This window comes from Xenorhabdus eapokensis (assembly GCF_001908105.1).
In genome coordinates this window covers 84,511-111,299 of sequence record NZ_MKGQ01000007.1, presented here as the reverse complement: position 1 = coordinate 111,299, position 26,789 = coordinate 84,511, and the positions used below count along the sequence as shown (strand labels likewise).

Sequence of the window (26,789 nt, the reverse complement as noted above, 5' to 3'; positions counted from 1 at the left end):
AGACTCTAGTGCAAGTCTATACCACAGAAACTGAACAAGTTGACGCGATAAAGCGTTTTTTATCTACCAACGGTAAATACCTTGCTGTTGGCCTGGTGTTAGGTATTGGTGCTTTGTTGGGTTGGCGTTACTGGCAGAGTCATCAAACCAACCAATTACATAATACGGCGGCAGTATTTGAAGAATTGAACAAATCACTGGCGTCGGGATCGAAAGAACATGTTGCTGCCGTAGAAAAGTTCGCTAATGAGACAAACAATGTCTACGGTGTTATGGCTGATCTGGAACTGGCAAAACAAGCTGTTGCTCAGAATGATTTGGCTCAGGCAGAGAAAAATTTGCTAGCGGCATCCGGCAAAGCTAAAGATGAGAACATGCAAGCATTGTCTAACCTCCGCCTGTCCAGGGTTCAATTAGCGGAAGATAAAGCAGATGTTGCATTGAAAACGTTGGATTTGGTCAAAGGCAAAGGCTGGCAGATTATGGTTGAGGATATTCGTGGGGATATTCTGGCTAAAAAAGGGGATATTGCTGGCGCACGTGCAGCCTATTCCACGGGACTTGGACTTGATGGCCCGCAGGTAATTAAGGATTTTATGAAAATCAAACTTAATAATTTATCCAACTAAGGGAGCCAACTTCATAATGCAGCTTCGAAAAACACTCTTGGTTGGGCTGGTTGCTTCTGTTCTGCTGGCAGGTTGTTCAAGTGAACAGGATGCGGTAACAATGTCACCGTTACCGAAGGTTGAAAATCAATTCAAACCTCGTATCGTTTGGGATAAGTCTGTTGGGAGTGGTACGGGAGAGTATTACTCCCATTTATCACCGACCTGGCAGGGTTCGACAATTTATGTTGCTGACCGTCATGGTGTTATCAAAGCATTTGATATAGACAGCGGCAAAGAGATATGGACAACGGATCTGTCAGAAAAAGCCGGTCTATTGTCATCCCATTTGCCAGCGCTGCTTTCTGGTGGTTTGACGGTATCCGGTGATCGCCTGTATGTCGGCACAGAAAAGGCGAAAGTCATCGCATTGGATGTAACGGACGGTAAGGTTGAATGGGAGTCAACGGTTGCCGGCGAAGCGTTGTCCCGTCCTGTTGTGAGTGATGGTTTTGTCTTGATTCATACCGGTAATGGTATGTTGCAGGCATTAAACGAAACCGATGGTAGTATTGTCTGGTCAGTTAACATGGATACACCTGCGTTGTCCGTTCGTGGTGAATCCGCTCCTGCCGTGGCCTATGGTGCAGCTATTGTAGGTGGTGACAATGGTCGTATTAGTGCGGTTCTGCTGTCTGAGGGGCAACTAATTTGGCAGCAGCGTATTTCTCAGGTAACAGGTTCTACCGAAATAGATCGTCTGAATGATGTTGATATGACTCCGGTCATTTCAGACAATGTTATTTACGCGATAGCTTATAACGGTAATTTGGTGGCAATGGATATGCGTTCAGGCCAGATCATTTGGAAACGTGATCTGGGTTCGGTGCATGATATGGTGGTCACTGACAACAACATTTTTATTGTTGATCAAGATGATCATATTTTGTCCCTACGCAAGAGTGATGGTGTGACATTATGGTCGCAAAATAATCTCTTGCACCGTAACCTGACAGCACCGGAAATGTACAATGGCTATCTGGTTGTTGGTGATGCTGAAGGTTACTTGCATTGGTTGAATATGGCTGATGGCAAATTTGTGGCGCAGAACAAGGTTGATGGTTCCGGCCTGTTGAGTCGTCCGGTTGTTGCCAGCGATAAACTGATGCTACAAGCGAAAGACGGGACAGTTTATCTGTATACCCGCTAACTTTCAGAGCGTGTTTTAAATAACACACAATTATACGGCTCCTGAGAATAACAGGAGCCGTTTCGTCTTTTTAGTATCTTTGTGTCTTGCTGTGATGAACAATATTAAGACGTCACTTTCAGCAGGGTATCGATTTAAATCTAGTCATGAGGCATCAAGAAAATGATACCTGTCGTTGCGCTGGTTGGGCGCCCCAATGTTGGAAAATCCACCTTATTTAACCGATTGACCCGAACCAGAGATGCGCTGGTAGCGGACTTCCCAGGCTTAACCCGTGATCGTAAGTATGGACGGGCGGAGGTTGAAGGGCAGGAATTCATCATCATTGATACGGGCGGTATTGATGGTACGGAAGAAGGCGTAGAAACGCATATGGCTACGCAATCTCTTATGGCCATAGAAGAGGCGGACATTGTTCTATTTATGGTTGACGCCAGATCGGGATTGATGCCTGCTGACCATTCGATTGCCAAGCATCTGCGTAGCCGTGAAAAAGCAACTTTTTTGGTGGCGAATAAAACCGATGGTATCGATATTGATACCTCTATAGCTGAATTTTATTCACTAGGTTTAGGAGATGTTTATTCCATTGCTGCTTCTCACGGCCGTGGTGTAACACAACTGATTGAACGTGTGTTGTTGCCATTTTCTAATAAAGAAGAAACGGAAGAAGACGTTGAATTAACGGAAGAAGAAGCTAACGCAGCGTATTGGGCAGAAATGGAGCAAGCCGAATTGGATGCTTCGGCTGAACAAGAAAAGGAGGAGGAGGCATTTGATCCGACAACGTTGCCTCTGAAACTTGCTATTGTTGGCCGCCCTAATGTGGGTAAATCCACATTAACCAACCGTATTTTGGGTGAAGAACGTGTTGTCGTTTATGATATGCCTGGTACGACCCGTGACAGCATTTATATTCCTATGGAGCGTGATGGCCGTGAATATATTTTGATTGATACAGCGGGCGTTCGTAAGCGTGGGAAAGTCACTGAAACGGTTGAGAAATTTTCTGTGATTAAAACGCTTCAGGCGATTGAAGATGCCAATGTTGTGTTACTGATAGTAGATGCTCGTGAAGGCATTTCTGATCAAGATCTCTCTCTGCTGGGTTTTATTCTTAACAGTGGTCGTTCTCTGGTTATCGCCATCAACAAATGGGATGGCATGAGTCAGGAAGATAAAGATCACGTCAAAGATATGCTTGAGCTACGTTTGGGTTTTGTTGATTTTGCCCGTATTCACTTTATTTCTGCACTACATGGTAGTGGTGTTGGCAATTTATTTGAGTCAATTTTGGAAGCCTATGAAAGCGCAACCCGTCGCGTTAGCACTTCCTTATTAACCCGTATAATGCGTATGGCAGAGGATGATCACCAGCCGCCGATGATCCGTGGTCGCAGGGTGAAAATGAAATATGCTCATGCTGGTGGATATAACCCACCTATTGTGGTTATCCACGGTAATCAGGTAACAGATTTACCTGACTCCTATAAGCGTTATTTGATGAATTATTTCCGCCGTTCTTTGAAGGTGATGGGAACACCTATCCGTATCCAATTTAAAGAAGGAGCTAACCCTTATGCCGATAAGAAAAATACATTAACAGCATCTCAGCTCCGTAAACGTAAGCGTTTAATGGAACATCTGAAAAAACGGTAATTATTTAAAAATATTGATATAAATAAAGGGCTATTTTTAGCCCTTTATTATTTAGATATAGAAATAATAATTTAACTATCATAAAGCATAGCAGATAGAAATAATTTTAGAAGTTAATCTAATTAGTTTGGGATATCTTTTAAGCTTATCAATGAAGTTATTGTAAATTTGGTTCTATTAATTTTAACATTTAATTTTTTTTCATATTAAAATTAGGCAAATCAGAGAGTAACACTATTTTTCTGGCAATGAATAACTATCTTCTGGCTCAGGTTTTTTTTTATATATTAAAGGATCATCTTGAGAGTTTAAGGCGTTTTTGTTAATTGAGTTTTTCATAAGTTTATTGACATGCTCTAATGTATTCAAAACACACTCTTTATCGTTAGCATCACAGGTTTTTGCAATATACTCCAGTAAATAAGGGGGAATTATATTTTGTTTTCTTGCTTCATTGTTACTCATGATAATGCCCTATTTGTCGGTATGTTATCGTGTTGGTGTATATTTGACCTAAACTAGATAGTAGCCAAATTAACCATGTTAGTCACTACTAAAAATGTAAATTTTTTATGATATGAATTTTTATGATATGACATGAGAGTAAGATCATTAGCTTAATTAAATTAAGGATAAATATATAAATGTAATCAAGACCTTCCCTGGTCTTGAATGGTTAGAGGGGGATTACAACGTTTAAAGTAAAGTTCCGACTTGTTTCCATGAATGAGTCACAATATCCGACATTTTCTTGCCAAATAATACGTTAGCATTATCAACAGTTAGTTGTGCAAAATCATTAAAACTGGCTTTGTGAGACAATCGTTTGTCCAATAAAGTGTTATACCAAATTTTTCCGGCTTGCTCCCATGAATAGCCCCCTAACTCTGTTGCCAATAAATAGAACGCTTTATTAGGAATACCCGAATATTTATGGACACCCCCGTTATCGTCTCTGAAGGATAAATCCTGATATTGATCCATATGACCGACTTGATTATCTTTCGGGCTTGCTGTTCCCGGATTTTTGAATGAGCGCAAGGCAACATTAGGATCATTGTCTGGATTAAGTGCCGAGCCAAATATTCCCTGGCCTATTAACCAATCAGAGTCGTTGGCCTTTTGGTTATTTGCATACTGTTTCACCATAATACCGAATACATCTGAGATAGATTCGTTTAATGCCCCCGATTGATAGGCATAATCAAGATTTGCTTCACTTTCAATTACTCCGTGGGTGAGTTCATGTGCAGTAATATCAATACAGGAGGTAAAACGGTGAAAATAAGGAGCATAACCATCACCGAACACCATTTGATTATTATCCCAAAATGCATTCATATAGTTTTCTTGATAATGTACTGTAGCTACTAATCTAAGACCCTTATTATCAATAGAGTTACGGTCAAAAACCTCCTTATAAAATTCATAGGTTTTACCAAGATAATTATAAGCTTCAGTGGCTGAAACATCATCAATCGCAGCCATACCTTCACTTAAAATTAATTTATCTCCTGGATATTGATCCTTATGTTCAGCATCGTAAATAGTTCTATTTAATTTATCATCATAACCTGGTTGATATTCATGAAATAAAACGTCCATTTCAGCAGAGCTATTCATTAAATTGTAAACATGATTTAATGTTTTTAATATGCACATTTTATCGGTTTGGCCGCAAATTTTAACAACATATTCTAATAAATAGGGTGGAATGATACCGGATTTGTTTAATTTTTTTTGATTGTTTCGCATAATAATACCCCCACTTTTTAGATGTTATGTATATTTTATCTCTAGGGACTTTAATTAAGTATTAATCTAAATGATGGTATTTTCTACTAACGGAAGGTTTTTTTGTTGGGTTATGACATATTAATTATATTAATTTATAAATATAATAAAGGGCTATCCTTAACCCTTTATTATTTATTTTAGGGTTATCTTACTGTTACTGCATCCAATCTGAATTGGTATATTATTAATATTAATTTAATTTTTCTTTGGAAAGTAAAACACCAACCTGTTTCCAACCCCGACTAACAATAGCTGATGTTTTCTGGTCGAATAACTTCTCAGCATTATCAATCGTCAGTTTGGCAAAATCTTCAAAATCTGCATCTGAAGATAGACGCTTATCCAGTAGCGTTTCATACCAAATTTTTCCTGCTTTTTCCCAGGCATAGCCTCCCAACTCCGTCGCTACCAAATAAAATGCCTTGTTAGGAATGCCTGAATATATGTGAACGCCGCCATTATCAACGAAAAAGGGGAGATCTTCATATTGATCCATATGACCAACTTGCTTATCTCCGGAAAATGCGCTTCCAGGGTTAATAAAGGAGCGTAGGCCAACATCAGATTTATTTTCTGGGTTAAATTTTGGTCCCAGTAAACCTTGACCTAATAGCCAGTTGGATTCATCGACTTTTTGATTATTAACATATTGTTTTACCATAATGCCAAATACGTCTGCGATGGATTCATTAAGAGCACCAGACTGGTAGATATAATCCAGCCCAGCTTCGCTCTCGATGACACCGTGAGTTAACTCATGAGCTATAATGTCAATGGCAGAAGTAAAACGATTGAAATATTTTCCATCCCCATCACCAAATACCATTTGTTTTCTGGTCCAGAATGCGTTCAGATAATTTTTTCCATAATGTACTGTAGCAATTAACCTGATTCCTTTGTTATCAAGAGAATTGCGGCCGAAAACTTTTTTATAGAATTCATGAGTCTTACCAAGATATTCATAAGCCTCATTAACTGAATCATCTAAACTCTCTGGCATACCTTCGCTGCGAGATAACTCTTCCCCTGGAAAATCTTCTTTATTTTTAGCGTCATAGATAGTGCGATGTAGTTTATCGTCTGCTTTTGTTTTAGCTTCCTGCTTATCCTGTTGAGAAAAAATTTCTTCAGCAGGCGCATTCATCAATTGATAAACATGATCTAAGGTCTTTAATACATATTGGTTATTATATATATCACAATCATCAGAGATATATTCCAGAATAAATGGAGGAATTAAGCTGTATATGTTGGTTTGATTATTGCTCATAATAATACCCTATTTTGTTGTTAGATATTGTATTCGTTTTTTGGGCCCGGATTGAATACTAGCTGTAATTAATAAGCGAGTCATTAGTATGAGCATTGACTTTTTATGTCAGAATATTGCTAATGAAAAAATAAATATTTTTATCAGTGTTATGATAAATAACCCATATTCTTCAGGTTAAATTTTTTAAAATAAAGGCGTAAAACAGGAATAAAGAAATTTTCTTATATTCCTGTTTAGAATTGTCATACCCAATCTTTTTTTATCAGAAATGAAGTATATAATTTAGATTCAGGAGAGTTGATTTCTGGGGAGTAACCATATTCCCAACGTACTAATGGGGGCATGGACATTAATATGGATTCAGTTCTTCCACCGCTTTGCAGGCCAAAAAGCGTTCCCCTGTCCCAAACAAGATTGAATTCAACATAGCGGCTTCGACGATATAATTGGAATTGTCTTTCCCGATCACCCCAGATTATATCTTTTCTTCGTTCTACAATAGGTAAATAGGCGGATAAAAATCCATTGCCGACAGCTTGCGTGAAATTAAAGCAGGTATCAAAATCGGGCGTATTTAGATCGTCATAAAATAAACCACCAATGCCACGTGGCTCATTGCGGTGCTTAATAAAAAAGTAATCATCACACCATTTTTTATATTTTGGATAAACATCATCACCAAACGGTTGACATAAATTTTTGGCAACGGTGTGCCAATGAATAGCATCTTCTTCGAAACCATAATAAGGCGTGAGATCAAAGCCACCGCCAAACCACCATACAGGAGGTTTTCCTTCTTTTTCAGCAATAAAGAAACGCACGTTTGCATGGCTGGTTGGGACATAGGGATTAATGGGGTGAATGACAAGAGAAACGCCCATGGCTTGGTAACTGCGACCAGCTAACTCAGGGCGATGAGCTGTAGCAGAAGCGGGCATTGAAGCGCCAGAAATATGTGAAAAATTCACACCAGCTTTTTCAAAAACCTTACCTTCCGTCAATACACAGCTTCTTCCGCCGCCACCTTCTTCTCGTTGCCAGCAGTCTTCCAGAAAGGTTGATTGACCATCAAGTTGTTCTAGCTGCTTGCAGAGGTGATCCTGCAATGAGAGAAGAAAATTCTTAACTTGATATAGATTAGGTACATTCATTTCTGTTTTCATTTTGATTAGTTTATAAAGGCATGCAGTATACCTGCTAGTATCAGTAAACGCATTTTCAGATTGATTCCAAAATAAAAGTAGTGATAATTAACATTGATTCAACTGCTTATTAAATAGGCTTACTCACTATGGAAATTCGGGTATTTCGGCAAGACGACTTTGAAGCCGTTATCACACTTTGGGAACGTTGTGATTTGATTAACTCTGGTGATGATCCAGAAATAGATATTGAACGCAAACTCACCCATGATGCTGATTTATTTCTGGTTGCTGAAGTTGCAGGAGAAGTAGTTGGTACAGTTATGGGCGGTTATGATGGACATCGTGGTCATGCCTATTATCTGGGTGTACATCCTGAATTCAGAGGAAGGGGAATAGCCAATGCATTGATCTCCCGCCTGGAAAAAAAATTATTGGCCAGAGGTTGCCCCAGTATTTTGATCGTGGTTCCAGAAGAGAATGATGCAACAATCTGTATGTGTGAAAAGATGGAATATGATTATTTTGGTCAAGAAAATGTCATGTTTAGCAAGCGATTGATTATTGATTAAATGAATTGTTAGATAAACCTACAAGTTATGTAATGGCTGAATAGGATCATATTATTTATATACTCTCTATTTAGCCATCATTATCTTTTTCAATCATTATTTTTTGATGGAGCATGAATGGAGTGTGCCCATCTTCTTATATATTTGTTTTTTATCACAAGAAGATCTTTTGACATTGCCGGCTTTTTATTGTCAAAGTAAAGCACCACTTTAATATTCCCATTCTCATCCTTAGATAGAAAATAATGTTCAGGTATAGAGGATATGGACTTTCCTTTTAATACAGTCCAGCCGGAAGGTTGCTGATAATCGACTTGATATTGATAAGGTGTGTTCATCATTTATCTCCTGAGTTATAGGGTTTATCCTATGATCCATAACAGCGAAATATAAAATAAGCATTGGCTGATAACCGACATAGGATAACGGGATGAAAACATTATCAATATCAATGCTACTCGATCATGCAGTTTATTTTATAAATGGATGAGCAATACTTAATAAATAACATCTTTTAAACATGATCTTGTTGTTTCTGTTGATGAATGGTTTGTATATTTACAATTGAATGTTTTTTTAGGAAGGTGGTCTGATAGATATCAAATGACAACTCCATAGAGATAAAGGTTAAGAAAACAAAGATGAATAAATTTTTTGCATTTAATTCCTGTTCTAAACAGAAGAGGGTTATGGTGGTCAGCAGTTTAGTAGGATGCTCATTCTTATTGACGGCTTGTGCCGGAACTTTAAGAATATCATCGCCTTTTAATTGGCTTGGCAGTTCCTTAAGCGTTTCTGAGCAGGGTATAGGAAAAATCAATAAACAGACGGATATGTCCCAATCTGCGATCGAAAAAGGGTTGGAGGGAAAATATCGTCTGCGTAGTGGTATGGAGATGCAAGATGGCAAGTTAGTGAGTGTTATTCAGGGCATGGAAGATGGTCAGGTAAAACTGGAGTTTCACGGTCTGGTCAATGGTAAAGTTGATCGCATTGACGTGTTGGATGATGAGGTTAAAACAGTTTGGGGAACGAAAATAGGCACACCTTTCTCCAATCTCTATCACCAGGCATTTGGAAAATGTCAGCGCTCTCATGATCTTACTGTGTCGCCAGCTGTCATTTGTACTGCTTCACAAAGTCAACATGTCAGCTATGTTTTTACCGGAGTTTGGGAGGGACCTGAAGGGTTAATGCCTTCTGATGATGTTTTGAAGGACTGGAAAATTTCCCGCATTATTTGGAAATCCTGATAAACGCCTAAAAAAGCTTTGTATCACGTAAAAATCTTTTAACCCACTTGGATGATCAGGGCAGAGTGCCAGAATTCAAACCGTTTCAGAGAGTTGAAAGCGGCTGGCATCTGTAACCTGATATTTTCTATACCTTATCGCTTTTCATCATTTCTCATAAAAATTCGGTATATAAAACAGTAGCTAGTAAACTACCTTGTTATAAGGATTCTAGATACAGTAGAGAAATTGTTGTCAAATGATGTGACGAGTAGGGTGTTGGATGAAAATAGTGGCAATAAAAAATAAATTACTCAGCGGAGTGATTAGCCTGTTGTTTTGTGCCTGTCTCAACGTTTATAGCTCTAACGCCTTGGCTGTTGAGTTGTTGAATAGCTCTTACGATATTGGACGAGAACTATTCTTGGGCTTGAATCCAGAATTTGAAAAACAATGGAATGAACGGAACCCGCAGGATAAGCTGACCATCAAGCAGTCCCATGCCGGTTCATCTAAACAAGCATTGGCCATTTTGCATGGATTGCGGGCAGATGTCGTCACTTATAACCAAGTCACAGATATCCAGATCTTGCACGATCGCGGCAATCTTATTCCCGCTCATTGGCAACAGCGTTTGCCGAATAACAGTTCGCCATATTATTCCACTATGGCATTTCTGGTACGCAAAGGTAATCCCAGGCATATCCAAACCTGGGAAGATTTAGTGCGCAATGACGTCAAGTTAATTTTCCCAAACCCAAAAACGTCAGGTAATGGGCGCTATACCTATTTGGCCGCCTGGGGCGCTTTTCAGCAAAAAAATCCGCATGATCCCGCTAAGGTTCGCCAACTGATGCAGCATTTTTTACAGAATGTCGAGGTATTTGATACCGGAGGTCGTGGCGCAACAACTTCCTTTATTGAGCGGGGAATCGGGGATGTGCTGATTAGCTTCGAATCTGAGGTCAATAACATTCGTAAACAGTATGGGGAAGATCATTACCAGGTTATTGTACCTCCGGTGAATATTTTGGCTGAATTTCCGGTAACCTGGGTGGATAAGAATGTTCAGAAAAACGGTACGGAAGCGGTTGCTAAAGCGTATTTAAATTATCTGTATAGTCCGGCAGCCCAGCAAATCATAGCCAGTTTTAATTATCGTGTAATCGATCAAAATGTGATGAAAGCACAGCAATCCCGTTTTCCTGTAACCAAACTGTTTCGCCTGGAAGAACAATTCGGTAGCTGGCCTCAAGTGATGAAAACTCACTTCAATACTGGCGGTACGCTTGATCAGTTAGTGAAAGAAGGGCGCAAATAATGCGGGTATTTAGCAAACGTGTCTTGCCCGGATTTGGCTTGAGTTTAGGCTGTAGCCTGTTGTATGTCTGCCTTATTCTGCTATTGCCATTAAGTGCGCTGGTAGTACAGCTTTCCAGTATGACATGGGAGCAATATTGGCAAGTCATCATCAACCCACAGGTTGTTGCCGCTTATAAGGTGACATTGTTGGCCGCAGCGGTTGCCAGTGTGTTCAATATGGTTTTTGGCATGTTGATGGCCTGGATATTAACGCGCTATCAATTTCCCGGACGCAGTTTATTAGATGGTTTGATGGATTTGCCATTTGCTTTACCGACGGCAGTTGCAGGTTTAACGCTAGCGACGCTCTTTGCTGCAACTGGGTGGTATGGTGCCTGGCTTGGTAATTTTGATATCAAAGTCACCAATACCTGGCTGGGCATTGCAGTCGCAATGGCATTCACTAGCCTGCCGTTTGTGGTGCGCACTGTTCAGCCTGTACTTGAAGAATTAGGCCCTGAATACGAGGAAGCAGCACAGACATTGGGAGCAAGCCGTTGGCAAACTTTTCGGCGGGTTGTATTACCTGAGGTTTCACCTGCATTGATTGCCGGAACGGTGCTCTCTTTTACTCGTAGCCTGGGAGAATTTGGTGCCGTGATTTTCATTGCCGGCAATCTTGCCTGGCAAACTGAAGTTGCTTCCCTGATGATCTTTATCCGCCTGCAAGAATTTGATTATCCGGCTGCGAGTGCGATCGCTTCCGTCATCCTCGCTGCATCGTTATTACTGCTGTTTAGTGTCAATATATTGCAAAGCCGCTTTGGTAAACGGATAGGGGGACATTAATGACTGAATTTTCCGTACACACAGTGGCACAACGTTTCTCTATAAATTGGGGAAAATGGTTGTTGATCGGCACTGGTGTACTTTTTTCTCTTCTATTGTTGGTCATACCGATAGCATGGATTTTCTTGACTGCCTTTTCTAAAGGAATCGACATGGTTGCCCAGAACCTTTTCGATTCCGATATGCTACACGCTATCTGGCTGACCGTGATGATTGCGCTTATTACCGTCCCCCTTAATTTAGTTTTTGGTGTGATGACGGCGTGGTTAGTCACACGTTTCCAATTCCCCGGCAGACAATTATTGCTGACATTAATTGATATTCCGTTTGCGATTTCGCCGGTTGTAGCTGGGTTACTTTATCTGCTTTTTTATGGTGCTAATGGTTGGTTGGGGAGTTATGACATCCAATTGATGTTCTCATGGCCTGGTATGGTATTGGTGACCGTGTTTGTGACATGTCCGTTTGTGGTCCGTGAATTAGTGCCGGTGATGTTGAGCCAAGGTAATCAGGAAGATGAAGCTGCCATATTATTGGGCGCTTCCGGCTGGAAGATGTTCTGGCGCGTGACATTGCCAAATATTCGTTGGGCGTTGTTATATGGCGTTGTTTTGACCAATGCGCGGGCGATTGGGGAATTTGGGGCTGTGTCTGTGGTATCGGGAGCCATTCGTGGTGAAACCTATACGCTGCCTTTGCAGGTGGAGCTGTTGTATCAAGATTACAACACGGTTGGCGCATTTACGGCTGCGGCCTTATTGGCGGTGATGGCGATGATTACCCTGATTGTCAAAAGTGCATTGCAATGGCGTTTAAGCCGCCAGCAAGGGTAGGTGAGGAACGGGATATGAGTATTGAAATCAGTAAAATCAGTAAATCTTTTGGTCGATCTCAGATACTGAATGAAATTTCACTGGATATTGAATCGGGTGAGATGGTAGCCCTGCTTGGCCCATCGGGTTCTGGCAAGACGACATTGTTGCGGATCATCGCAGGGCTTGAGCAGCAGAGTGCAGGCCAATTGAAATTCCACGGGCAGGATGTCAGCCGACTACATGCAAAAGATCGGCGTGTTGGATTTGTCTTCCAACACTATGCTTTATTTCGCCATATGACGGTGTTCGATAACGTAGCTTTTGGCCTGACCGTTCTCCCTCGTCGTCAGCGTCCCACTGCTGAGGCACTGCGTAGTAAAGTGATGGCCTTGCTAGATATGGTGCAACTTTCCCATTTAGCAGAACGTTATCCATCGCAGCTTTCTGGTGGGCAAAAACAGCGTGTAGCCTTAGCAAGGGCATTGGCGGTTGAACCACAGATCCTCTTGTTGGATGAACCTTTTGGTGCATTAGATGCTCAGGTTCGCATGGAATTGCGTCGTTGGTTGCGGCAGTTACATGAAGAATTGCAGTTTACCAGCGTATTTGTCACCCATGATCAAGAAGAGGCAATGGAAGTCGCTGACAGGGTGGTACTGATGAATCAAGGGCGCATTGAGCAGGCCGGTACTCCCCAACAAGTATGGCATGAACCGGAGAGCCGTTTTGTCCTTGAATTCATGGGGGAAATAAACAAACTGAATGGTGAAATTAAAGGTTCCCAACTCTGGATTGGCGGGAAAATTTTTCCATTGAATATCACACCGCTACATCAAGGAAATGTTGATGTTTTTTTCCGGCCCTGGGATATGACGCTTAGTGCCAAGCAAACACCTGCCTGCCCTTTGCCAGTGCAAGTGATGGAAGTGAGCCCGCGCGGCCATTTTTTCCTGCTATCTGTTCAGCCGTTAGGATGGGGTGATGAATACCTGTCAGTGATTTGGCGGGATGCTTCCTCCATACCGGTTAGGGGAAATGACTATTTTATTGGTGGCACAGGCGCTCGTTTGTATGCGGGGGATTTGCCATTAAAAGTGTTGCGGTTTGCTGAATCTGCCTGATTTAATTCATCTTTATATTGAATCCTTATTCCCTGCTATGCAAAGGAGTGGGGATTTTTTGCTTAATGTCTTGCTACAGTTTCCTTAATATGATTATTTGTTTATCCATTCTTATACGAATTAGGTTAATGCTGTGGCAAGCTTGGAAGAGTTTATAGGTAATACACCGCTGGTGAAATTACAACGAATTACAGAATGTGTTGATGCTGAGATTTGGGTAAAGCTGGAAGGTAATAATCCGGCGGGTTCCGTAAAAGACAGGGCTGCACTTTCGATGATCCTGCAAGCGGAATTGCGTGGGGAAATTGCCTCAGGTGATGTTTTGATTGAAGCAACAAGTGGCAATACCGGCATTGCACTGGCGATGATCGCGGCGGTAAAAGGATATCGCCTAAAATTGTTGATGCCTGAAAATATGAGCCTTGAGAGGCAGGCATCAATGCGAGCTTACGGTGCTGAATTAATTTTAGTCAGTAAAGAATTGGGAATGGAAGGTGCGCGGGATTTGGCACAAGAAATGGAGAAGAATGGGGAAGGAAAAGTTCTGGACCAATTTAATAATACGGATAATTCACTGGCACACTTTAATACTACGGGTCCGGAAATTTGGCAACAAACACAGGGACGGATCACGCACTTTGTCTCCAGTATGGGAACGACAGGTACGATTACGGGGGTGAGCCGCTATCTGAAATCTCAGTCAGACAGAGTGACAACCATCGGATTACAACCTGCGGAAAACAGTCATATTCCTGGTATTCGTCGTTGGTCTCCGGCCTATATGCCCGGCATTTATCAGAAAGAGCTGGTGGATCAGATCTTGGATATTACTCAGAGTGAAGCAGAAACGATGATGCGGCTGTTGGCACAGAAAGAAGGTATTTTTTGTGGCGTAAGCTCTGGCGGTGCTGTTTCTGGCGCGTTACGCATCGCGGCCGAAAACCCTGGAGCAGTCATTGTTGCGATTATCTGTGATCGTGGTGATAGGTATTTATCTACCGGTGTTTTTAATTAACTTTTTATCTTTTATTACGCCTATAATTTCAAAAAAAATCGCCCTGTTTTATCAAACATTCGACTAACTCGCTTGATAAAACAGTGACGATTTACGAACAGTTCATCAATTAAAATGAATCGCTTAACAGAAAAAGAGGGAAATATTCCTCAATGATTTTTCTGTCACTTCTTGATGCGCATAATAACAGACTCACCAACGACCACTGCTCCACTGACTTTCGTTAACTCTTTAATTTCGTCCATGTTAGAAATAACAACAGGAGTTAAGGTTGATTTAGCTCTTTCTTCCAGAAATGCCAGATCAAACTCTAAAACCAAATCACCTTTTTGTACCCGTTGACCTTCTTCGGCAATGCGTTTAAAACCTTCACCTTTCAGTTCAACGGTATCAATGCCAAAATGGACGAATAGCTCAATGCCACTATCAGATTCGATAGAAAAAGCATGATTAGTTTCGAAGATCTTACCAATGGTGCCATCAACAGGAGCGACAATTTTGTTGCCGGTTGGTTTAATAGCGATACCATCACCAACGATTTTTTCAGCAAAAACAACATCTGGAACATCTTCGATGTTGACTATCTCACCTGACAATGGTGCGATAATTTCAATACTGCCACTATTTTTTTTATCGTCTGAAACCAGAGATTTCAATTTATCAAGCAGACCCATGAATCTTCTCCTAATTGTTTAATGGGACCGTATTCTGGCTAATTCTTAGCAGAGTGTTTTTTCTCTGGTAAAGGTGTCAACCAAATCCATCAATTCCTTTGCTGTTGGCTGAGTCAAAGCCTGCTCTGCCAGTGCTTTTGCATCATCATAATTAGTATTACGGATGATCTTTTTAATGCGTGGAATTGATATTGCACTCATGCTGAACTCATCCAACCCCATGCCCAGAAGTAACAGTGTGGCGCGCTCATCACCGGCCAGCTCTCCACACATGCCAGTCCATTTGCCTTCTGCGTGTGAAGCATCAATAACCTGCTTGATTAAGCTCAACACTGCTGGTGACATTGGGTTGTAGAGATGAGAAATCAGCTCATTACCACGGTCTACCGCAAGAGTATACTGAGTTAGATCGTTTGTCCCAATACTAAAAAAGTCAACTTCTTTTGCAAGATGATGAGCAATGGTTGCAGCAGCAGGCGTTTCCACCATGATGCCAACTTCAATCGATTCATCAAATGCTTTGTTTTCATTGCGTAACTGCTCTTTGAGTAACGCAAGCTCAACTTTCAATTCCCGAATTTCTTCAACTGAAATAATCATTGGGAACATAATGCGAAGTTTACCAAATGCAGAAGCTCGCAGGATAGCACGTAATTGAGAATGCAAAATCTCTTTACGGTCAAGGCAAATACGGATCGCGCGCCAGCCAAGGAATGGGTTTTCTTCTTTTGGCAGATTCATGTAAGGTAAGTCTTTATCGCCACCAATGTCCATTGTACGGATAATGACAGCTTGGTTGCCAACAGCTTCTGCAACGGCTTTATAGGCCTCAAATTGTTCGTCTTCGGTTGGCAGAGAATCGCGATCCATAAACAGGAATTCAGTACGGTATAAACCAACACCTTCGGCACCATTGCGTTCAGCGCCAGCGATGTCACGGACTGTACCGATATTGGCGCAAACTTCAACTTGATGACCATCCAGTGTGATGGCAGGTAAGTCTTTCAGCTTCGCCAGTTCGTTTTTTTCTGTCAGATACTCAATTTTCGCTGTTTTCAGTTTCTCGATTTCGGTATCAGAGGGGTTCACATAAATGTGATTATTGACGGCATCCAGAATCAGGTAATTACCATTTTGGATTTGCCTGGTCGCATTGGTTGTACCAACAATTGCGGGTAATTCCAGCGAGCGAGCCATAATGGAAGTGTGGGAAGTGCGGCCGCCTAGATCAGTGATGAAACCTAATACCTTGTCCAGATTGAGTTGTGCGGTTTCTGATGGCGTCAGATCACTGGCAACCAAGATGACTTCTTCTTCAATGGAACCCAAGTCGATAATTGGCATATCCAGAATATTTTTTAGTAAGCGCTTACCAATATCACGGACATCGGCGGCTCGCTCTTTCAAATATTCATCATCCAGTACTTCCAGCGCATTGGCCTGATCTTCAATAACGGAATGAACGGCTGCATCTGCTGTTAACAGATTTTTTTTAATAAGCGTGATGATTTCCTGCTCTAGCTCTTCATCTTCCAGCAACATGATATGGCCTTCGAAGATTTCGGCCTTTTCTGCACCCAGATTTTTTTCGGCTGTTTCTCTAATGATTTCTAATTGTGCGGAAGATTTGTCACGGCCTTGCTTAAAGCGGGAAATTTCTTGTTCGACTTGTTCAGGAATAATTTTTTTATGATTGATAATGATGGGATCTTCTTTCAGTAATAACGCTTTACCGAAAGCAATTCCTGGTGATACTAAGATGCCTGAAATCATATTATATGACCTTACTGCGGGTGATTACCTTTCATTAAGACTTAGGGGACGCCCTAAATATCCCCAGGTTTTATTGGCCTGGGGATAAGCTGAATGAAATAGATTGGCTTGATTGAACGGAAGATTACTCCAATTCACCCATCAATTTAACTAAATGTTCAACAGCCTGTTGTTCATCTTCGCCTTCAGCAGAAATCGTTACGACTGTACCTTGAGTCAATCCCAGCGTTTGTAACTTGAACAGGCTTTTTGCGCTGGCAGACTTGCCCCCAGAAGCTAAGGTGATGTCAGAAGCGAAGCCTTTTGCTTCTTTGACAAATTGTGCCGCAGGGCGAGTGTGGAGACCGTTTGGTGCAGTAATAGTAACTTCTTGCTGGAACATAATATTTCCTCAATAACTTAAATATTCGTTGATAAGCCAAGAGAATGCTATTGGATATAGCGGAATTCGCTCCGGCTTATACAACCGTTAAAATGATAACGAAGTAAAGCGTATCCCCTCTGCCTTTCAAGTTATTGCTCTGTTAATTTTAACTTGAAATTTAGTGGGATTATAATAATCATTATCAAAAAATTAACATACTTGATGCGCTCTATTGTTGATTTGGTGTTAATACACGCTATCCGAAGAATGGTTTAATTGAATAACCTTTTTTGCCGTTTGGTTGGCGATTAATTTCGCGCATCAAAATAATTACTGGTTAAATACTAAAGCTACTTGAATAAATCATCTAGGAAAGCTTTAAACTTTGATCTGATGCACAAAAAAGCACCCTGGAGGTGCCTTTTTGTCAATGTAGTGAAAAATTCTATAGAGTAATTTTTACTCATTGAGTAAGTCAGCAAACAGTGCTGTGCTGAGATAACGTTCCGCCGATGAAGGCAAAATCACCACAATATTTTTGTCCTTGTATGCCTCTTCTTGCGCTATTTTGATGGCTGCCGCAACCGCCGCGCCTGAAGAAATTCCGGCGAGAATTCCTTCTTTTTCAGTGAGTTCGCGTGCAATTTTTATCGCTTCTTCGTTGCTGATTTTAAATACGCGGTCAACTAATGTTAAATCTAAGTTATCAGGAATGAAGCCTGCGCCGATTCCCTGAATTTTATGCGGGCCTGGTTTAAGCTCTTCACCGGCTAATTTTTGGCTGATAACAGGTGAATCTTCTGGTTCTACCGCAACGATAGTAACTTGTTTGCCCTGCGTATTTTTTAAGTAACGGGCAACACCCGTAATTGTGCCGCCAGTTCCTACACCAGCAACAAAAACGTCTACATTGCCGTCAGTATCTTCCCAAATTTCAGGGCCAGTGGTTTTTTCATGAATTTCAGGGTTGGCGGGATTGCTGAATTGTTGCAGAAGTATATAACGTTCAGGGTTGCTGTCACGGATTTCGTTAGCTTTTTCAATGGCACCTTTCATGCCTTTTGCACCTTCGGTTAACACCAAATTTGCGCCTAGTGCTTTCAGTAGTTTACGTCGTTCAAGGCTCATTGTTTCAGGCATGGTCAAAGTTAACTTATAACCACGAGCCGCTGCAACATAGGCAAGCGCAATCCCTGTATTACCACTGGTTGGCTCGATAAGTTCTTTATCTTTGGTCAGAATGCCACGTTTTTCAGCATCCCAAATCATATTGGCACCAATGCGGCATTTTACACTGAAGCTGGGGTTACGGGACTCTACTTTCGCCAGGATACGACCGTTTGCGAAATTTTTTAAACGTACTAGCGGAGTGTGACCAATAGTCAACGAATTATCTTCATAAATTTTGCTCATTGTTCGATTGCCCCTAACATACCGTAAATACTGATTAACCATACGCTAACATCATATTTATGGAAATAAGGTTTCAGTCTATTCTTATTATATAAAAGAATAACTGATGGTCATTTTATATTCTTTTGATTATTTAAGGTTAGCATAATTTTTTCATAAATCCTCTGACATACTTATAGTTTGTCAGAGGATTTATTGCTGTAGTAAGCAGAGGATAGTAAACAGAAAATTAGTTTGATGATGTGCGATTCAGGTCATGTTGAGCACGGTAGCGATCAACCCACATTGCAGTGGCTCCACAAACCACAACAGGCATGATAAACAGATTCACGATTGGGATCATAGTCAGAATACTGACTGCTGCGCCAAATTGCAGGTTATCTATTTTGTTTTGACGCAACGTTTTGCGCATAGTGGTAAAACTGACTTTATGGTTATCAAACGGATAGTCACAATATTGGATTGCCAGCATCCAGGCACTAAAAATAAACCAAAGGAGAGGAGCGACGGTTTGGCCTATTACTGGAATGAAATAAAGTAACAAAAGGACAAGTGCTCGCGGAATATAGTAAAGAATTTTCACCACTTCGCGTTTCAAAATACGGGGCGTATCTTTGAGTAAGTCGATAACGCCAGTATCTGGTGCTGGTATACCGGTTAAGTCAGCCTCCAATTTTTCCGCCAGCAAGCCATTAAATGGTGAAGCGATAAAATTAGCGAGCGTGCTAAAAAAATAAGTAAAAATCAATAAGATAGAAATAACAGCAAGTGGCCAAATTAAGTAGCTTAACCATTGCATCCAGTCTGGTATTTTATCGAGCGTCCATTGTACCCAGCCATCCAGTTTATGGTATAGCCACCAAAATGAACCACCTAGCAATAAAATATTAGCCAATAAAGGTAATAGAACGAATCTCTTAATGCCAGGACGGGTTATTAGTTGCCAACCTTGGACAATATAGTGAAATCCATTCGCATGTTTTGGCGACTTTGTCGAATTCGTCATATTTTCTTATTCTCTCTTAGATGATTGAGGCGGTATGATATAGGCAGGATTTTCCACTGACCAGTCGTTTTATGAGTAAAAAACATCCGAAAAAACAGAGGAAATCTCTCATTATGGTAAGAAAAGTATGTAGAGACTTGCACTTGTCCTATTTGACAAATACTCTTATCTAAAGAATATTCCGCCGTAGTGGCAATTAATTTAAACAACAGAGATAGCAATGATGCAGGATTTGCGTCTGATATTAATCGTTGTTGGTGCGATAGCCATAATAGCTTTGCTATTACATGGGTTGTGGACCAGCCGTAAAGAGCGTTCATCACTCTTTCGTGATCGCCCAGTTAAACGTCATAAACAGGGGCGTCAGGAAGAGCCAAAGGATGATGATGGTGATGAACTGTTTGATAATACGCCAAAGTCGAATGTTCAGCGGTCGGCGAAAGCGCATACTGAATATCGTACAGAGCCGGTTATCGAACGTCATGCGACTGAATCGTCAATCGTAGTACCTGGTGGTGGTACAGATCCTTTACTTGCAAAGCATCAATCTGATGTTTCTACAGTCAAGGTGGAAGGTGTTGATGATCAACAGGAAGAACCCCAACTTGGTTTGTTCGATCCGATTGAATCTGTCGAATCGAAAGAAACCAGGGTAGCAGAGTCAGATTCTGAAATTGTGGAAGGGCAGCCAAAAGTAACAGAGAATGAAGTACTGTCTAAATCTGAACAGACTAAAAAAGAGACAGTATTGGTATTGCATGTTGCCGCTCATCATGGGCAAGAACTGAATGGTGAGATATTGTTCCAAAGCATTTTACAGGCAGGCTTCCGGTTTGGTGAGATGAATATTTTTCATCGCCATCTAAACCCGTCGGGTAGTGGTGCTGTATTGTTCAGTTTAGCTAACATGGTAAAACCTGGCTCATTTGACCCAGACCAAATGGTAGATTTCACTACTCCTGGTATTTCCATATTTATGCTTGTGCCTTCATATGGTGATTCCAATCAGAATTTTAAACTGATGTTGCAGACGGCACAGCGTATCGCTGCCGATGTGGGGGGCGTAGTTCTGGATGGTGAGCGTAAAATGCTGACACCACAGATGATCGAACTCTATAAGGCGCGTATCCGTGATACACTCAATGTCGGTGAATAACCCTTCTTTTTTTAGTATCAAACCCCCGCTAGTCGGGGGTAGAATGTCGCTTAATTGTGTTGATTATAAAGGAATTTTTTAAATCAACATCCACATTTCATCCACTTTATAACTGAAACCTTTAGCAGAAGCCCTTCGATTTTCGAGGGGCTTTATCATTTATCACCATAAAATTATCAGATAGATTCCATATCTATACAGAGCAGTCCTTGACCAAAAATTTTCATTTGTAATATTTGTCTATATTTATTTAATAAATCAATTCCATTGAAATGGATAACTAAACGAAATTAGATAGGGAGTAATATCCATGAAGTTAGTAAAATGTAAAAAGTGCAGGGAAGAAGTTCCAAAAAAAGAGAAAAAATGTCCCAAATGTGGGGTTAAAAATCCGGGAATAACAAAGCTAGAATCCGCATTAGGAATTGCCATCATAGTAGCTATTGGCATAGGCATATATCATTTTATCAGTGCAGATGATGAAAAGCAGCCCGAATTCTCTGAGTATGCTAACGAAACTTTAAAAAACTACAGAGAGAAACCGCAAAAGACACGAAAAGAGATTGTTGATAGTTACATTACTGCCAAACACATAGAGAAATCTAATACTGATGTTTTTTACAATTGTCTGAGCCAAATGTCTTACACAAAATCGCCTGATTTGAAGCTAGGGGAAGTGCTTGGCTGGTGCTATGTTGACTTCAATAAAAATCCAAATTCACTTGATGATCGTATCAACCTTGATACTTTTGTTGCAAATTTTAGCGGCTGGGATGGCTCTTATCGTCCGTTAGAAAAAATGATTAAAAAAACCATGCATGATGACTCAAGCTATAAACATGTGAGTACCACTTATCGATTAGCTCTTAATAAACAACCTCCCTACGCTATCGTACAAACCATATTCAAGGGAACCAATTCTTACGGTGGAGTCGTACAACAATCAATTAAAGCAAAAATTGATCTAAAAACCGGAGAACCAATTGAGTTAGTAGAGTAATAAACCTAAAAGCCCCAAAAATATAATGGGGCTTAATCTTTTTTAGGGTGAAATCAAAATTGCATCACAGTTTGCTGACCACTCACCGGATGCGGCGGGGCAGCCTCAATTAAGATCGGTTTAGCCACCCAGCGGACAAAAGTTTCATGGCTGACAAACGTCGCACCACAATTGATATTCTGGCACTGGTTGTAACGCTCTTTGGTTTCGGCGGTGTGTTCAAAACTGCTGCGGGTGTGCGCAACATGGTGGCAAAGGGGGCATTTCATCATAATATGAGTGCCTTAGTGAAAATGGTTGCCAGCTTTATTAGGCAATGGTGCGATTATAGCAAATTACGCACTCATGTCAGCATCCGAAATCTTGACCTCTAATTCCAAAGCTGAGGTTAACCCACTGTCATTGAGTGTATGAGTGACAGTAACCAGCGTCCACTCAGCTTTATCAATTTCAGGTTTGAAGCCGCTGACTTTGATTTTCATTTCTGGGAATAATTCCGGTTGTCCTTTGGCCAGTTGAATGGAAAAGGATGCCACACCACGCTGAATCTTTTGCCATTCTGCTTTTGCTGCCCGTTCTGCATTAGACCGATTGGCATAGGTATGCTTCAGTACCAACACATTTCCTTCGCTGCCAGCTAGATAATCCCCTTGCTTTTCTTCTTTTTTCTGTGGATTTGCCTGACTTGTTTTGCGCCGCTTACGTTTGACAGTGACGTTATCTTTTTTCTTCGGTTCACGGGTATTCAGCCAACTTGCAGAAACACCGGTATAGGCGCTGCGGTCTGCCAGTGAAAACCGGTATCCGTCACCCGACTGGCGGGTAATCATTACGACCGGCAACGGGCGACCGCTGACGGTTTTGTTCTGCCCTGAGCGAATAAACAGCAGATAGCCGTTTTTAATAGTGGCAATCGCGCCTTCCTGTTTAGCCAGCCGGGTTAAGAAGCTGCCATCAGATTCGTTGGTTTGATCAATATGATTGAGCCGGATATCCGCCAGCCTGCTGTCCACCTCCGGCTTCAGGTTATTACGACTGGCGATGGTGCGCACAATATCGCTGAGTGTTTTTTGATGATAGGACAATTCGCGGCTAATATTCAGGGTCGCCCGAAAATCGGCACTGCGGGCACGAACCGTCACTTTATCCGGTACGCCGCTGTATTCGATTTCATCCACAATAAACTTGCCCTTATGGATGAGTGCGGCGCCTTGCCAGCCGAGATGCAGAGAAAACTCAGCACCACGGGGTGGCAACGACAACAGGCCATCACTGTCATCCAGCTCAATATCAAGCTGGTCTGCTTCAAAGCCGCGATTATCAGTCAGGCTGAGGGAAATTAGCCGATCCTGAATGCGGGCATTGATATTACTATCGCCCGCACTCAACACATAAACGGGCGTGTTAGTGTTACCTGTTACCCAGCCCAGATGTGGTAATGACATCATGAAAATAACCTCGTGAGTTTATCGGGAGCCGCCGTCTTAATACTGCCCAGTATGTTGGTCGCGCTGTTTTTCAGGTCATCCAGTTGTTTATTCAGGTCACCGAACATCTCACCCAGATTTTCATCCACACGACGTAAAGTGACAGTAAAGTCGATTTTTTTGGCAGCCCCATCGACAAAGAATTCTGTCTTGGTCTGATCAATACTCTCAATAATAAACATACCGTAAATGGTGCCCTGACCATCCAGAAATGACCAGGCTTTGCCACTGTCCGCCATCAGTTGTAACGCCAGCAGCGATAACCGTCCCCCCGTGATTTCCGGGTACAACGAACCGGATAAGGTGATGGTGTCATTGTTCGGCCCGATAAACTGAAAAGCTGGACGGACACCAATCCGGTTATTGAAACCATAGCGCCACGATTGCTGGTGTTGCAAGTTCTGGTAGGGCGTGGTTTTCAGCATAAAGACAAATAAACCCAATGCGGCCATCATCAGTAAAAATCCTCTCTGTCAGAAAAAACGCTGCGAGCACGGGCACGCTGTTGCTGTTCCCTGCGATCCAACTCACGGGCGACAGCCTGTGCGATATCCTGTGCGGATTGTGCCGGCGTGGCATGAATGTGAATTTCATAGGCGGGGCGGTCATTACGCTGATGCTGATTGATAACTGCCACCCCGGTGGTTTGATAGTGCGCGGCAGGCAGGCTGTACGGATGCAGTGGGGTCGATTGGGCACCCACAGCAGACACGGCTCCCATTGACAGTGCCGTGGCGGCTATGCGAGCCAGTGCGGCCGTTTGCCGGCGGCTGGTTACGTGGGTAGGGCCGTTTATCAGCTCAGGGCCATATTCACCGACCAGACCAAATTTCCCTGCTGGAATATAACCGCCAGTATCATGGGCGCCAGCAAAGCCAAACGGGTTGGCATGGGGGCGTGTTGCACTGTTATAGGCCTCCAGCGCCTGTTTTACTTCTGGCTGTTGCGCCTGCTCTTTCATAAAATCAGGCGTCACGGCCTCTTTAATCTGTGTACCTAATTCAGACAAACTTTGCTTTAACGCTGCCCATTTTTCCTTAATGCCGGTGACCAGCTTATCGATAATTTCCCGCCCGAATTTTTTAAACCGCCCTGGCAGTTTCTTGGCGTTCTCGACAATCTCATCCCATTTATTTGAAATGTACGTTTTGATGGTATCCCATCTGGCTAAAATGTCGGCCTTGATTTCACCCCATTTGCTCACAATCTTTTGTTTAATACTGGCCCATGCTGTAGAAACATAGTTTGAAATGTTATCCCACAGTTTTTTAAACCACGGCCCCAGTTTGTCCCAATTTTTCCAAATCAGATAGGCACCCAGAGCAATCAGGCCAATGATCAATAACAGGGGATTTGTCAGCACCAGCACCCGCAACCACGACAACACTTTACCGACAGCAGAAAATGCCGACCCCAATTTCAGAATAGAACCAGCGCCCTTAATACCGAGCACGCTCAGACTAAACTTAACCATAGCCAATGGCCCCAACAAAGCCGCCAATGCTAACGTAATAGCACCGAAGACAGCCAAGATAACACCCAACCCAATGGCAATCATGGTTATTTTTTTCGTCAATTCAGGGTTGGCCTTAGCCCATTTCCCAATGGAACGCATAATATCGGTGGCTTTTTGGAAAATATCCCTTAAAGGTTCTTTGACGGAATCATATAAAGTAATTCCAATATCTTCCCAAGCTGAACGCAAGTTTTTGATATCTCCATCCATATTGTCAGCTTTCGCTTTAGCAACCTGACGGGCTGTATCATCCTGTTCATGAATTTTTTTGATATATGCATCAATGCGTTTTTCAGGATCTATCGAGCCTTGCTTATCCAGTAATTCAAGCATGGCGGATGAAGCTTCAACCCCAAAAATATCTTTGACAAACGCAATTTTCTTCGCATTACCGACGCCGCCAATACCCTGTTTTTTAAAAGCGGACTCCAAATCAGACAGTATCTCTGGCATGGCTCGCATTTTTCCACTACTGTCCGCAATGGAAACATTCAATTCATTAAGCGCCTTCTTCGCCGCGCTGGGTTGAGCAGCCAAACGCAACAATGCCATCCTTAAAGATGTACCTGCTTGCGAACCTTGTATCCCTACATTCCCTAGTAACCCTACAGCGGCTACCACCGACTCAAAGTCCTGGGCTGCTGACTGTGCAGCAGGGCCAACATATTTCATGGTTTCCCCCAACATACGTAAATCAGTGTTAGAGGTGGTAAAACCGTAAGTAAGGATATCCGCAACTCGTTTCATTTCATCGGCGGGGATTTTGTAAGCACTCTGAATATTAGAAGCAATATCAGCCACCTCAGCCAGTGAGTCATCCATACCTGCCGCTTTTGCCAAGTCCAGCATGGCAGGAATAGACTTTTGAATCTTATCAGGGTCGTAACCGGCCATCGCTAGGAACCCCATCCCGCCAGCGACATCATTCGCTGTAAAACTGGTTGTTGCCCCCAGTTGCCTAGCTTGTTCACGCAATGCTTTTAATTGTGGAGAATTCTTATCCAAACGAGTCAGAGCCTGCACGTTCGACATGCCCACCTCGAAATCGTAGCCCGGCATCATCACGCGCTTGGCGCTGTAGAGCGCTCCCACCCCAGCGGCGGTGGCGGCTGCGCCTGTCGTCGCCACCTGATTACGCACATCCTTCATTTTCTGGTAGCGGGATTTGGCCGCCGCCATGCGCTGTTCCTGCTGGCGCAGCCGCTCCAGTTGCTGCTGCTGTCGCTCAAGCGCACCGGTGGTTCGGCTGATATCACCGTTAATGCGCCGCTGAGCTTCCCCAAGCCGATGAGTCGAGATACCGCTGGCGTGCAGTGCATCCCGTTGACGTTGCAGAGACTGGCTTAAGGAATGGGTTTTGTCTTTTAGCTGACGGGCGGCATTTTTAGCCTGCTGGAGTTGCCTGATCTGGGTTTGTGTGGGGCTGGCACTGGCATTGAGGGCACGGCTTAACGTCGCCACCCGCTCGGTGGCACTACGGTAGGCGTGTTCGGTACTGCCCAGAGCCTGCTTGGTTTTGCGAAAACCGTCAATTTTGCCGGCTTGCTGGTTTAACTCCCGCAATTGCTGGCGTGACTGTTTGATGGTCTCCGCCAGCCGCTTATTGGTTGCCTGCGCCCCTTTAAATGGCCGTGTCAGTTTATCCACGGCACTTAAGATCACTTGCAGGCGTAAATTACGGTCACTCATCGGCGCCACTCCGTTTGATGGCCCGGTAACGCCATTCCAATAATTCCGGCAGGGACATGTCGGCGGTCACGGCGGGCGACCAGTGAAAGACGGTGGCGATATCCGCCACCAGTTCA

At 42.5% G+C, this 26,789-nt stretch carries 27 protein-coding genes; 12 read left to right on the top strand and 15 right to left on the bottom strand.

All coding sequences use genetic code 11. From position 1 onward, the window contains the following. The first annotated feature begins 8 nt into the window (after positions 1-8). The 3 genes from Xedl_RS07365 to der all read left to right on the top strand — a co-directional run bounded on the left by Xedl_RS07365 (position 9) and on the right by der (position 3,477). Entirely contained in the window at positions 9-629 is a 621-nt protein-coding gene (locus Xedl_RS07365) for a YfgM family protein (protein ID WP_074023178.1), read from the top strand. Positions 630-645: 16 nt separating this feature from the next. Next, on the top strand, positions 646-1,818 hold the full coding sequence (bamB, locus tag Xedl_RS07360; protein ID WP_074023177.1) for an outer membrane protein assembly factor BamB: 1,173 nt from the start codon (positions 646-648) through the stop codon (positions 1,816-1,818). A gap of 162 nt (positions 1,819-1,980) precedes the next feature. Next, complete coding sequence (gene der / locus Xedl_RS07355) at positions 1,981-3,477, top strand: ribosome biogenesis GTPase Der (RefSeq protein ID WP_074023176.1); 1,497 nt, start codon at positions 1,981-1,983, stop codon at positions 3,475-3,477. 234 nt (positions 3,478-3,711) lie between these two features. On the opposite strand, the gene Xedl_RS07350 is transcribed toward der, so the two are convergent. The 4 genes from Xedl_RS07350 to hemF all read right to left on the bottom strand — a co-directional run bounded on the left by Xedl_RS07350 (position 3,712) and on the right by hemF (position 7,698). Continuing rightward, positions 3,712-3,942: a protealysin propeptide domain-containing protein gene (locus Xedl_RS07350; RefSeq protein ID WP_074023175.1), complete on the bottom strand. Its 231-nt coding sequence runs from the start codon at positions 3,940-3,942 to the stop codon at positions 3,712-3,714. Between the two features lie 231 nt (positions 3,943-4,173). Next, positions 4,174-5,232 carry a M4 family metallopeptidase gene (locus tag Xedl_RS07345; protein ID WP_074023174.1) on the bottom strand — a complete coding sequence of 353 codons (1,059 nt, stop codon included), beginning with the start codon at positions 5,230-5,232 and terminating at the stop codon, positions 4,174-4,176. A gap of 232 nt (positions 5,233-5,464) precedes the next feature. Continuing rightward, positions 5,465-6,544 (bottom strand): M4 family metallopeptidase, encoded by a 1,080-nt coding sequence (locus Xedl_RS07340; RefSeq protein ID WP_074023173.1) that lies wholly within the window; start codon positions 6,542-6,544, stop codon positions 5,465-5,467. A 245-nt stretch (positions 6,545-6,789) separates the two neighbouring features. Then, positions 6,790-7,698, bottom strand: a complete 909-nt coding sequence (gene hemF / locus Xedl_RS07335; protein ID WP_074023172.1) for an oxygen-dependent coproporphyrinogen oxidase — start codon at positions 7,696-7,698, stop codon at positions 6,790-6,792. A 140-nt stretch (positions 7,699-7,838) separates the two neighbouring features. Between hemF and Xedl_RS07330 the strand changes: the two genes are divergently transcribed. Next, complete coding sequence (locus tag Xedl_RS07330) at positions 7,839-8,261, top strand: GNAT family acetyltransferase (RefSeq protein WP_074023171.1); 423 nt, start codon at positions 7,839-7,841, stop codon at positions 8,259-8,261. A gap of 89 nt (positions 8,262-8,350) precedes the next feature. Here Xedl_RS07330 and Xedl_RS07325 read toward each other — a convergent pair whose 3' ends face one another. Beyond that, positions 8,351-8,602, bottom strand: a complete 252-nt coding sequence (locus Xedl_RS07325; protein WP_143187401.1) for a hypothetical protein — start codon at positions 8,600-8,602, stop codon at positions 8,351-8,353. A gap of 348 nt (positions 8,603-8,950) precedes the next feature. On the opposite strand from Xedl_RS07325, the gene Xedl_RS07320 reads away from it, so the two are divergent. From Xedl_RS07320 to cysM, 6 genes are all read left to right on the top strand, one after another. Continuing rightward, complete coding sequence (locus tag Xedl_RS07320; protein ID WP_244149681.1) at positions 8,951-9,514, top strand: RpoE-regulated lipoprotein; 564 nt, start codon at positions 8,951-8,953, stop codon at positions 9,512-9,514. Positions 9,515-9,776: 262 nt separating this feature from the next. Further along, positions 9,777-10,814 carry a sulfate ABC transporter substrate-binding protein gene (locus Xedl_RS07315; protein WP_074023168.1) on the top strand — a complete coding sequence of 346 codons (1,038 nt, stop codon included), beginning with the start codon at positions 9,777-9,779 and terminating at the stop codon, positions 10,812-10,814. Then, positions 10,814-11,644: a sulfate/thiosulfate ABC transporter permease CysT gene (gene cysT, locus Xedl_RS07310; RefSeq protein ID WP_074023167.1), complete on the top strand. Its 831-nt coding sequence runs from the start codon at positions 10,814-10,816 to the stop codon at positions 11,642-11,644. Before Xedl_RS07315 ends, cysT begins: the two co-directional genes overlap by 1 nt. Continuing rightward, a complete protein-coding gene (gene cysW / locus Xedl_RS07305; protein ID WP_074023166.1) occupies positions 11,644-12,477 on the top strand; it encodes a sulfate/thiosulfate ABC transporter permease CysW in 834 nt (277 codons plus the stop codon). The genes cysT and cysW overlap by 1 nt, the downstream gene beginning before the upstream one ends. A 14-nt stretch (positions 12,478-12,491) precedes the next feature. Further along, positions 12,492-13,580 (top strand): sulfate/thiosulfate ABC transporter ATP-binding protein CysA, encoded by a 1,089-nt coding sequence (cysA, locus tag Xedl_RS07300; protein WP_074023165.1) that lies wholly within the window; start codon positions 12,492-12,494, stop codon positions 13,578-13,580. 133 nt (positions 13,581-13,713) lie between these two features. Then, positions 13,714-14,595, top strand: coding sequence for a cysteine synthase CysM (gene cysM / locus Xedl_RS07295; protein ID WP_074023164.1), 882 nt, complete (start codon positions 13,714-13,716; stop codon positions 14,593-14,595). Positions 14,596-14,759: 164 nt separating this feature from the next. Here the strand turns inward: cysM and crr are convergent, their stop codons facing one another. From crr to cysZ, 5 genes are all read right to left on the bottom strand, one after another. Beyond that, positions 14,760-15,269 carry a PTS glucose transporter subunit IIA gene (crr, locus tag Xedl_RS07290; protein ID WP_074023163.1) on the bottom strand — a complete coding sequence of 170 codons (510 nt, stop codon included), beginning with the start codon at positions 15,267-15,269 and terminating at the stop codon, positions 14,760-14,762. A 45-nt stretch (positions 15,270-15,314) separates the two neighbouring features. After that, complete coding sequence (gene ptsI, locus Xedl_RS07285; RefSeq protein WP_074023162.1) at positions 15,315-17,042, bottom strand: phosphoenolpyruvate-protein phosphotransferase PtsI; 1,728 nt, start codon at positions 17,040-17,042, stop codon at positions 15,315-15,317. 124 nt (positions 17,043-17,166) lie between these two features. Then, complete coding sequence (gene ptsH / locus Xedl_RS07280; RefSeq protein WP_074023161.1) at positions 17,167-17,424, bottom strand: phosphocarrier protein Hpr; 258 nt, start codon at positions 17,422-17,424, stop codon at positions 17,167-17,169. 441 nt (positions 17,425-17,865) lie between these two features. After that, on the bottom strand, positions 17,866-18,819 hold the full coding sequence (gene cysK / locus Xedl_RS07275) for a cysteine synthase A (protein ID WP_074023160.1): 954 nt from the start codon (positions 18,817-18,819) through the stop codon (positions 17,866-17,868). Between the two features lie 229 nt (positions 18,820-19,048). Further along, complete coding sequence (gene cysZ / locus Xedl_RS07270; protein WP_074023159.1) at positions 19,049-19,825, bottom strand: sulfate transporter CysZ; 777 nt, start codon at positions 19,823-19,825, stop codon at positions 19,049-19,051. 220 nt (positions 19,826-20,045) lie between these two features. Between cysZ and zipA the strand changes: the two genes are divergently transcribed. Continuing rightward, the gene (zipA, locus tag Xedl_RS07265; protein ID WP_074023158.1) at positions 20,046-20,981 is read left to right on the top strand and encodes a cell division protein ZipA; all 936 of its coding nucleotides are present in this window, start codon (positions 20,046-20,048) and stop codon (positions 20,979-20,981) included. Positions 20,982-21,291: 310 nt separating this feature from the next. After that, the gene (locus Xedl_RS07260) at positions 21,292-21,981 is read left to right on the top strand and encodes a hypothetical protein (protein WP_074023157.1); all 690 of its coding nucleotides are present in this window, start codon (positions 21,292-21,294) and stop codon (positions 21,979-21,981) included. Positions 21,982-22,034: 53 nt separating this feature from the next. Here the strand turns inward: Xedl_RS07260 and Xedl_RS07255 are convergent, their stop codons facing one another. The 5 genes from Xedl_RS07255 to Xedl_RS07235 all read right to left on the bottom strand — a co-directional run bounded on the left by Xedl_RS07255 (position 22,035) and on the right by Xedl_RS07235 (position 26,782). After that, positions 22,035-22,253, bottom strand: coding sequence for an ogr/Delta-like zinc finger family protein (locus tag Xedl_RS07255; protein ID WP_074023156.1), 219 nt, complete (start codon positions 22,251-22,253; stop codon positions 22,035-22,037). 63 nt (positions 22,254-22,316) lie between these two features. Further along, entirely contained in the window at positions 22,317-23,429 is a 1,113-nt protein-coding gene (locus tag Xedl_RS07250; RefSeq protein WP_074023155.1) for a phage late control D family protein, read from the bottom strand. Next, a complete protein-coding gene (locus tag Xedl_RS07245) occupies positions 23,426-23,923 on the bottom strand; it encodes a phage tail protein (protein ID WP_074023154.1) in 498 nt (165 codons plus the stop codon). Before Xedl_RS07245 ends, Xedl_RS07250 begins: the two co-directional genes overlap by 4 nt. Continuing rightward, positions 23,923-26,673 carry a phage tail tape measure protein gene (locus Xedl_RS07240; RefSeq protein ID WP_074023153.1) on the bottom strand — a complete coding sequence of 917 codons (2,751 nt, stop codon included), beginning with the start codon at positions 26,671-26,673 and terminating at the stop codon, positions 23,923-23,925. The genes Xedl_RS07245 and Xedl_RS07240 overlap by 1 nt, the downstream gene beginning before the upstream one ends. After that, positions 26,666-26,782 (bottom strand): GpE family phage tail protein, encoded by a 117-nt coding sequence (locus tag Xedl_RS07235; protein WP_083600290.1) that lies wholly within the window; start codon positions 26,780-26,782, stop codon positions 26,666-26,668. The genes Xedl_RS07240 and Xedl_RS07235 overlap by 8 nt, the downstream gene beginning before the upstream one ends. Between the last annotated feature and the right edge of the window lie 7 nt (positions 26,783-26,789).

Bases quoted from the DNA above. Each gene is read 5' to 3' on its own strand.
- ptsI (WP_074023162.1), bottom strand. From the start codon at position 17,042: ATGATTTCAGGCATCTTAGTATCACCAGGAATTGCTTTCGGTAAAGCG.
- bamB (WP_074023177.1), top strand. From the start codon at position 646: ATGCAGCTTCGAAAAACACTCTTGGTTGGGCTGGTTGCTTCTGTTCTG.
- cysZ (WP_074023159.1), bottom strand. From the start codon at position 19,825: ATGACGAATTCGACAAAGTCGCCAAAACATGCGAATGGATTTCACTAT.
- Xedl_RS07350 (WP_074023175.1), bottom strand. From the start codon at position 3,942: ATGAGTAACAATGAAGCAAGAAAACAAAATATAATTCCCCCTTATTTA.
- Xedl_RS07250 (WP_074023155.1), bottom strand. From the start codon at position 23,429: ATGATGTCATTACCACATCTGGGCTGGGTAACAGGTAACACTAACACG.
- Xedl_RS07240 (WP_074023153.1), bottom strand. From the start codon at position 26,673: ATGAGTGACCGTAATTTACGCCTGCAAGTGATCTTAAGTGCCGTGGAT.
- der (WP_074023176.1), top strand. From the start codon at position 1,981: ATGATACCTGTCGTTGCGCTGGTTGGGCGCCCCAATGTTGGAAAATCC.
- ptsH (WP_074023161.1), bottom strand. From the start codon at position 17,424: ATGTTCCAGCAAGAAGTTACTATTACTGCACCAAACGGTCTCCACACT.
- crr (WP_074023163.1), bottom strand. From the start codon at position 15,269: ATGGGTCTGCTTGATAAATTGAAATCTCTGGTTTCAGACGATAAAAAA.
- cysW (WP_074023166.1), top strand. From the start codon at position 11,644: ATGACTGAATTTTCCGTACACACAGTGGCACAACGTTTCTCTATAAAT.
- Xedl_RS07340 (WP_074023173.1), bottom strand. From the start codon at position 6,544: ATGAGCAATAATCAAACCAACATATACAGCTTAATTCCTCCATTTATT.
- Xedl_RS07245 (WP_074023154.1), bottom strand. From the start codon at position 23,923: ATGATGGCCGCATTGGGTTTATTTGTCTTTATGCTGAAAACCACGCCC.
- Xedl_RS07255 (WP_074023156.1), bottom strand. From the start codon at position 22,253: ATGATGAAATGCCCCCTTTGCCACCATGTTGCGCACACCCGCAGCAGT.
- zipA (WP_074023158.1), top strand. From the start codon at position 20,046: ATGATGCAGGATTTGCGTCTGATATTAATCGTTGTTGGTGCGATAGCC.
- hemF (WP_074023172.1), bottom strand. From the start codon at position 7,698: ATGAATGTACCTAATCTATATCAAGTTAAGAATTTTCTTCTCTCATTG.
- cysT (WP_074023167.1), top strand. From the start codon at position 10,814: ATGCGGGTATTTAGCAAACGTGTCTTGCCCGGATTTGGCTTGAGTTTA.
- cysK (WP_074023160.1), bottom strand. From the start codon at position 18,819: ATGAGCAAAATTTATGAAGATAATTCGTTGACTATTGGTCACACTCCG.
- Xedl_RS07260 (WP_074023157.1), top strand. From the start codon at position 21,292: ATGAAGTTAGTAAAATGTAAAAAGTGCAGGGAAGAAGTTCCAAAAAAA.
- Xedl_RS07315 (WP_074023168.1), top strand. From the start codon at position 9,777: ATGAAAATAGTGGCAATAAAAAATAAATTACTCAGCGGAGTGATTAGC.
- Xedl_RS07330 (WP_074023171.1), top strand. From the start codon at position 7,839: ATGGAAATTCGGGTATTTCGGCAAGACGACTTTGAAGCCGTTATCACA.
- cysA (WP_074023165.1), top strand. From the start codon at position 12,492: ATGAGTATTGAAATCAGTAAAATCAGTAAATCTTTTGGTCGATCTCAG.
- Xedl_RS07345 (WP_074023174.1), bottom strand. From the start codon at position 5,232: ATGCGAAACAATCAAAAAAAATTAAACAAATCCGGTATCATTCCACCC.
- Xedl_RS07320 (WP_244149681.1), top strand. From the start codon at position 8,951: ATGGTGGTCAGCAGTTTAGTAGGATGCTCATTCTTATTGACGGCTTGT.
- Xedl_RS07325 (WP_143187401.1), bottom strand. From the start codon at position 8,602: ATGATGAACACACCTTATCAATATCAAGTCGATTATCAGCAACCTTCC.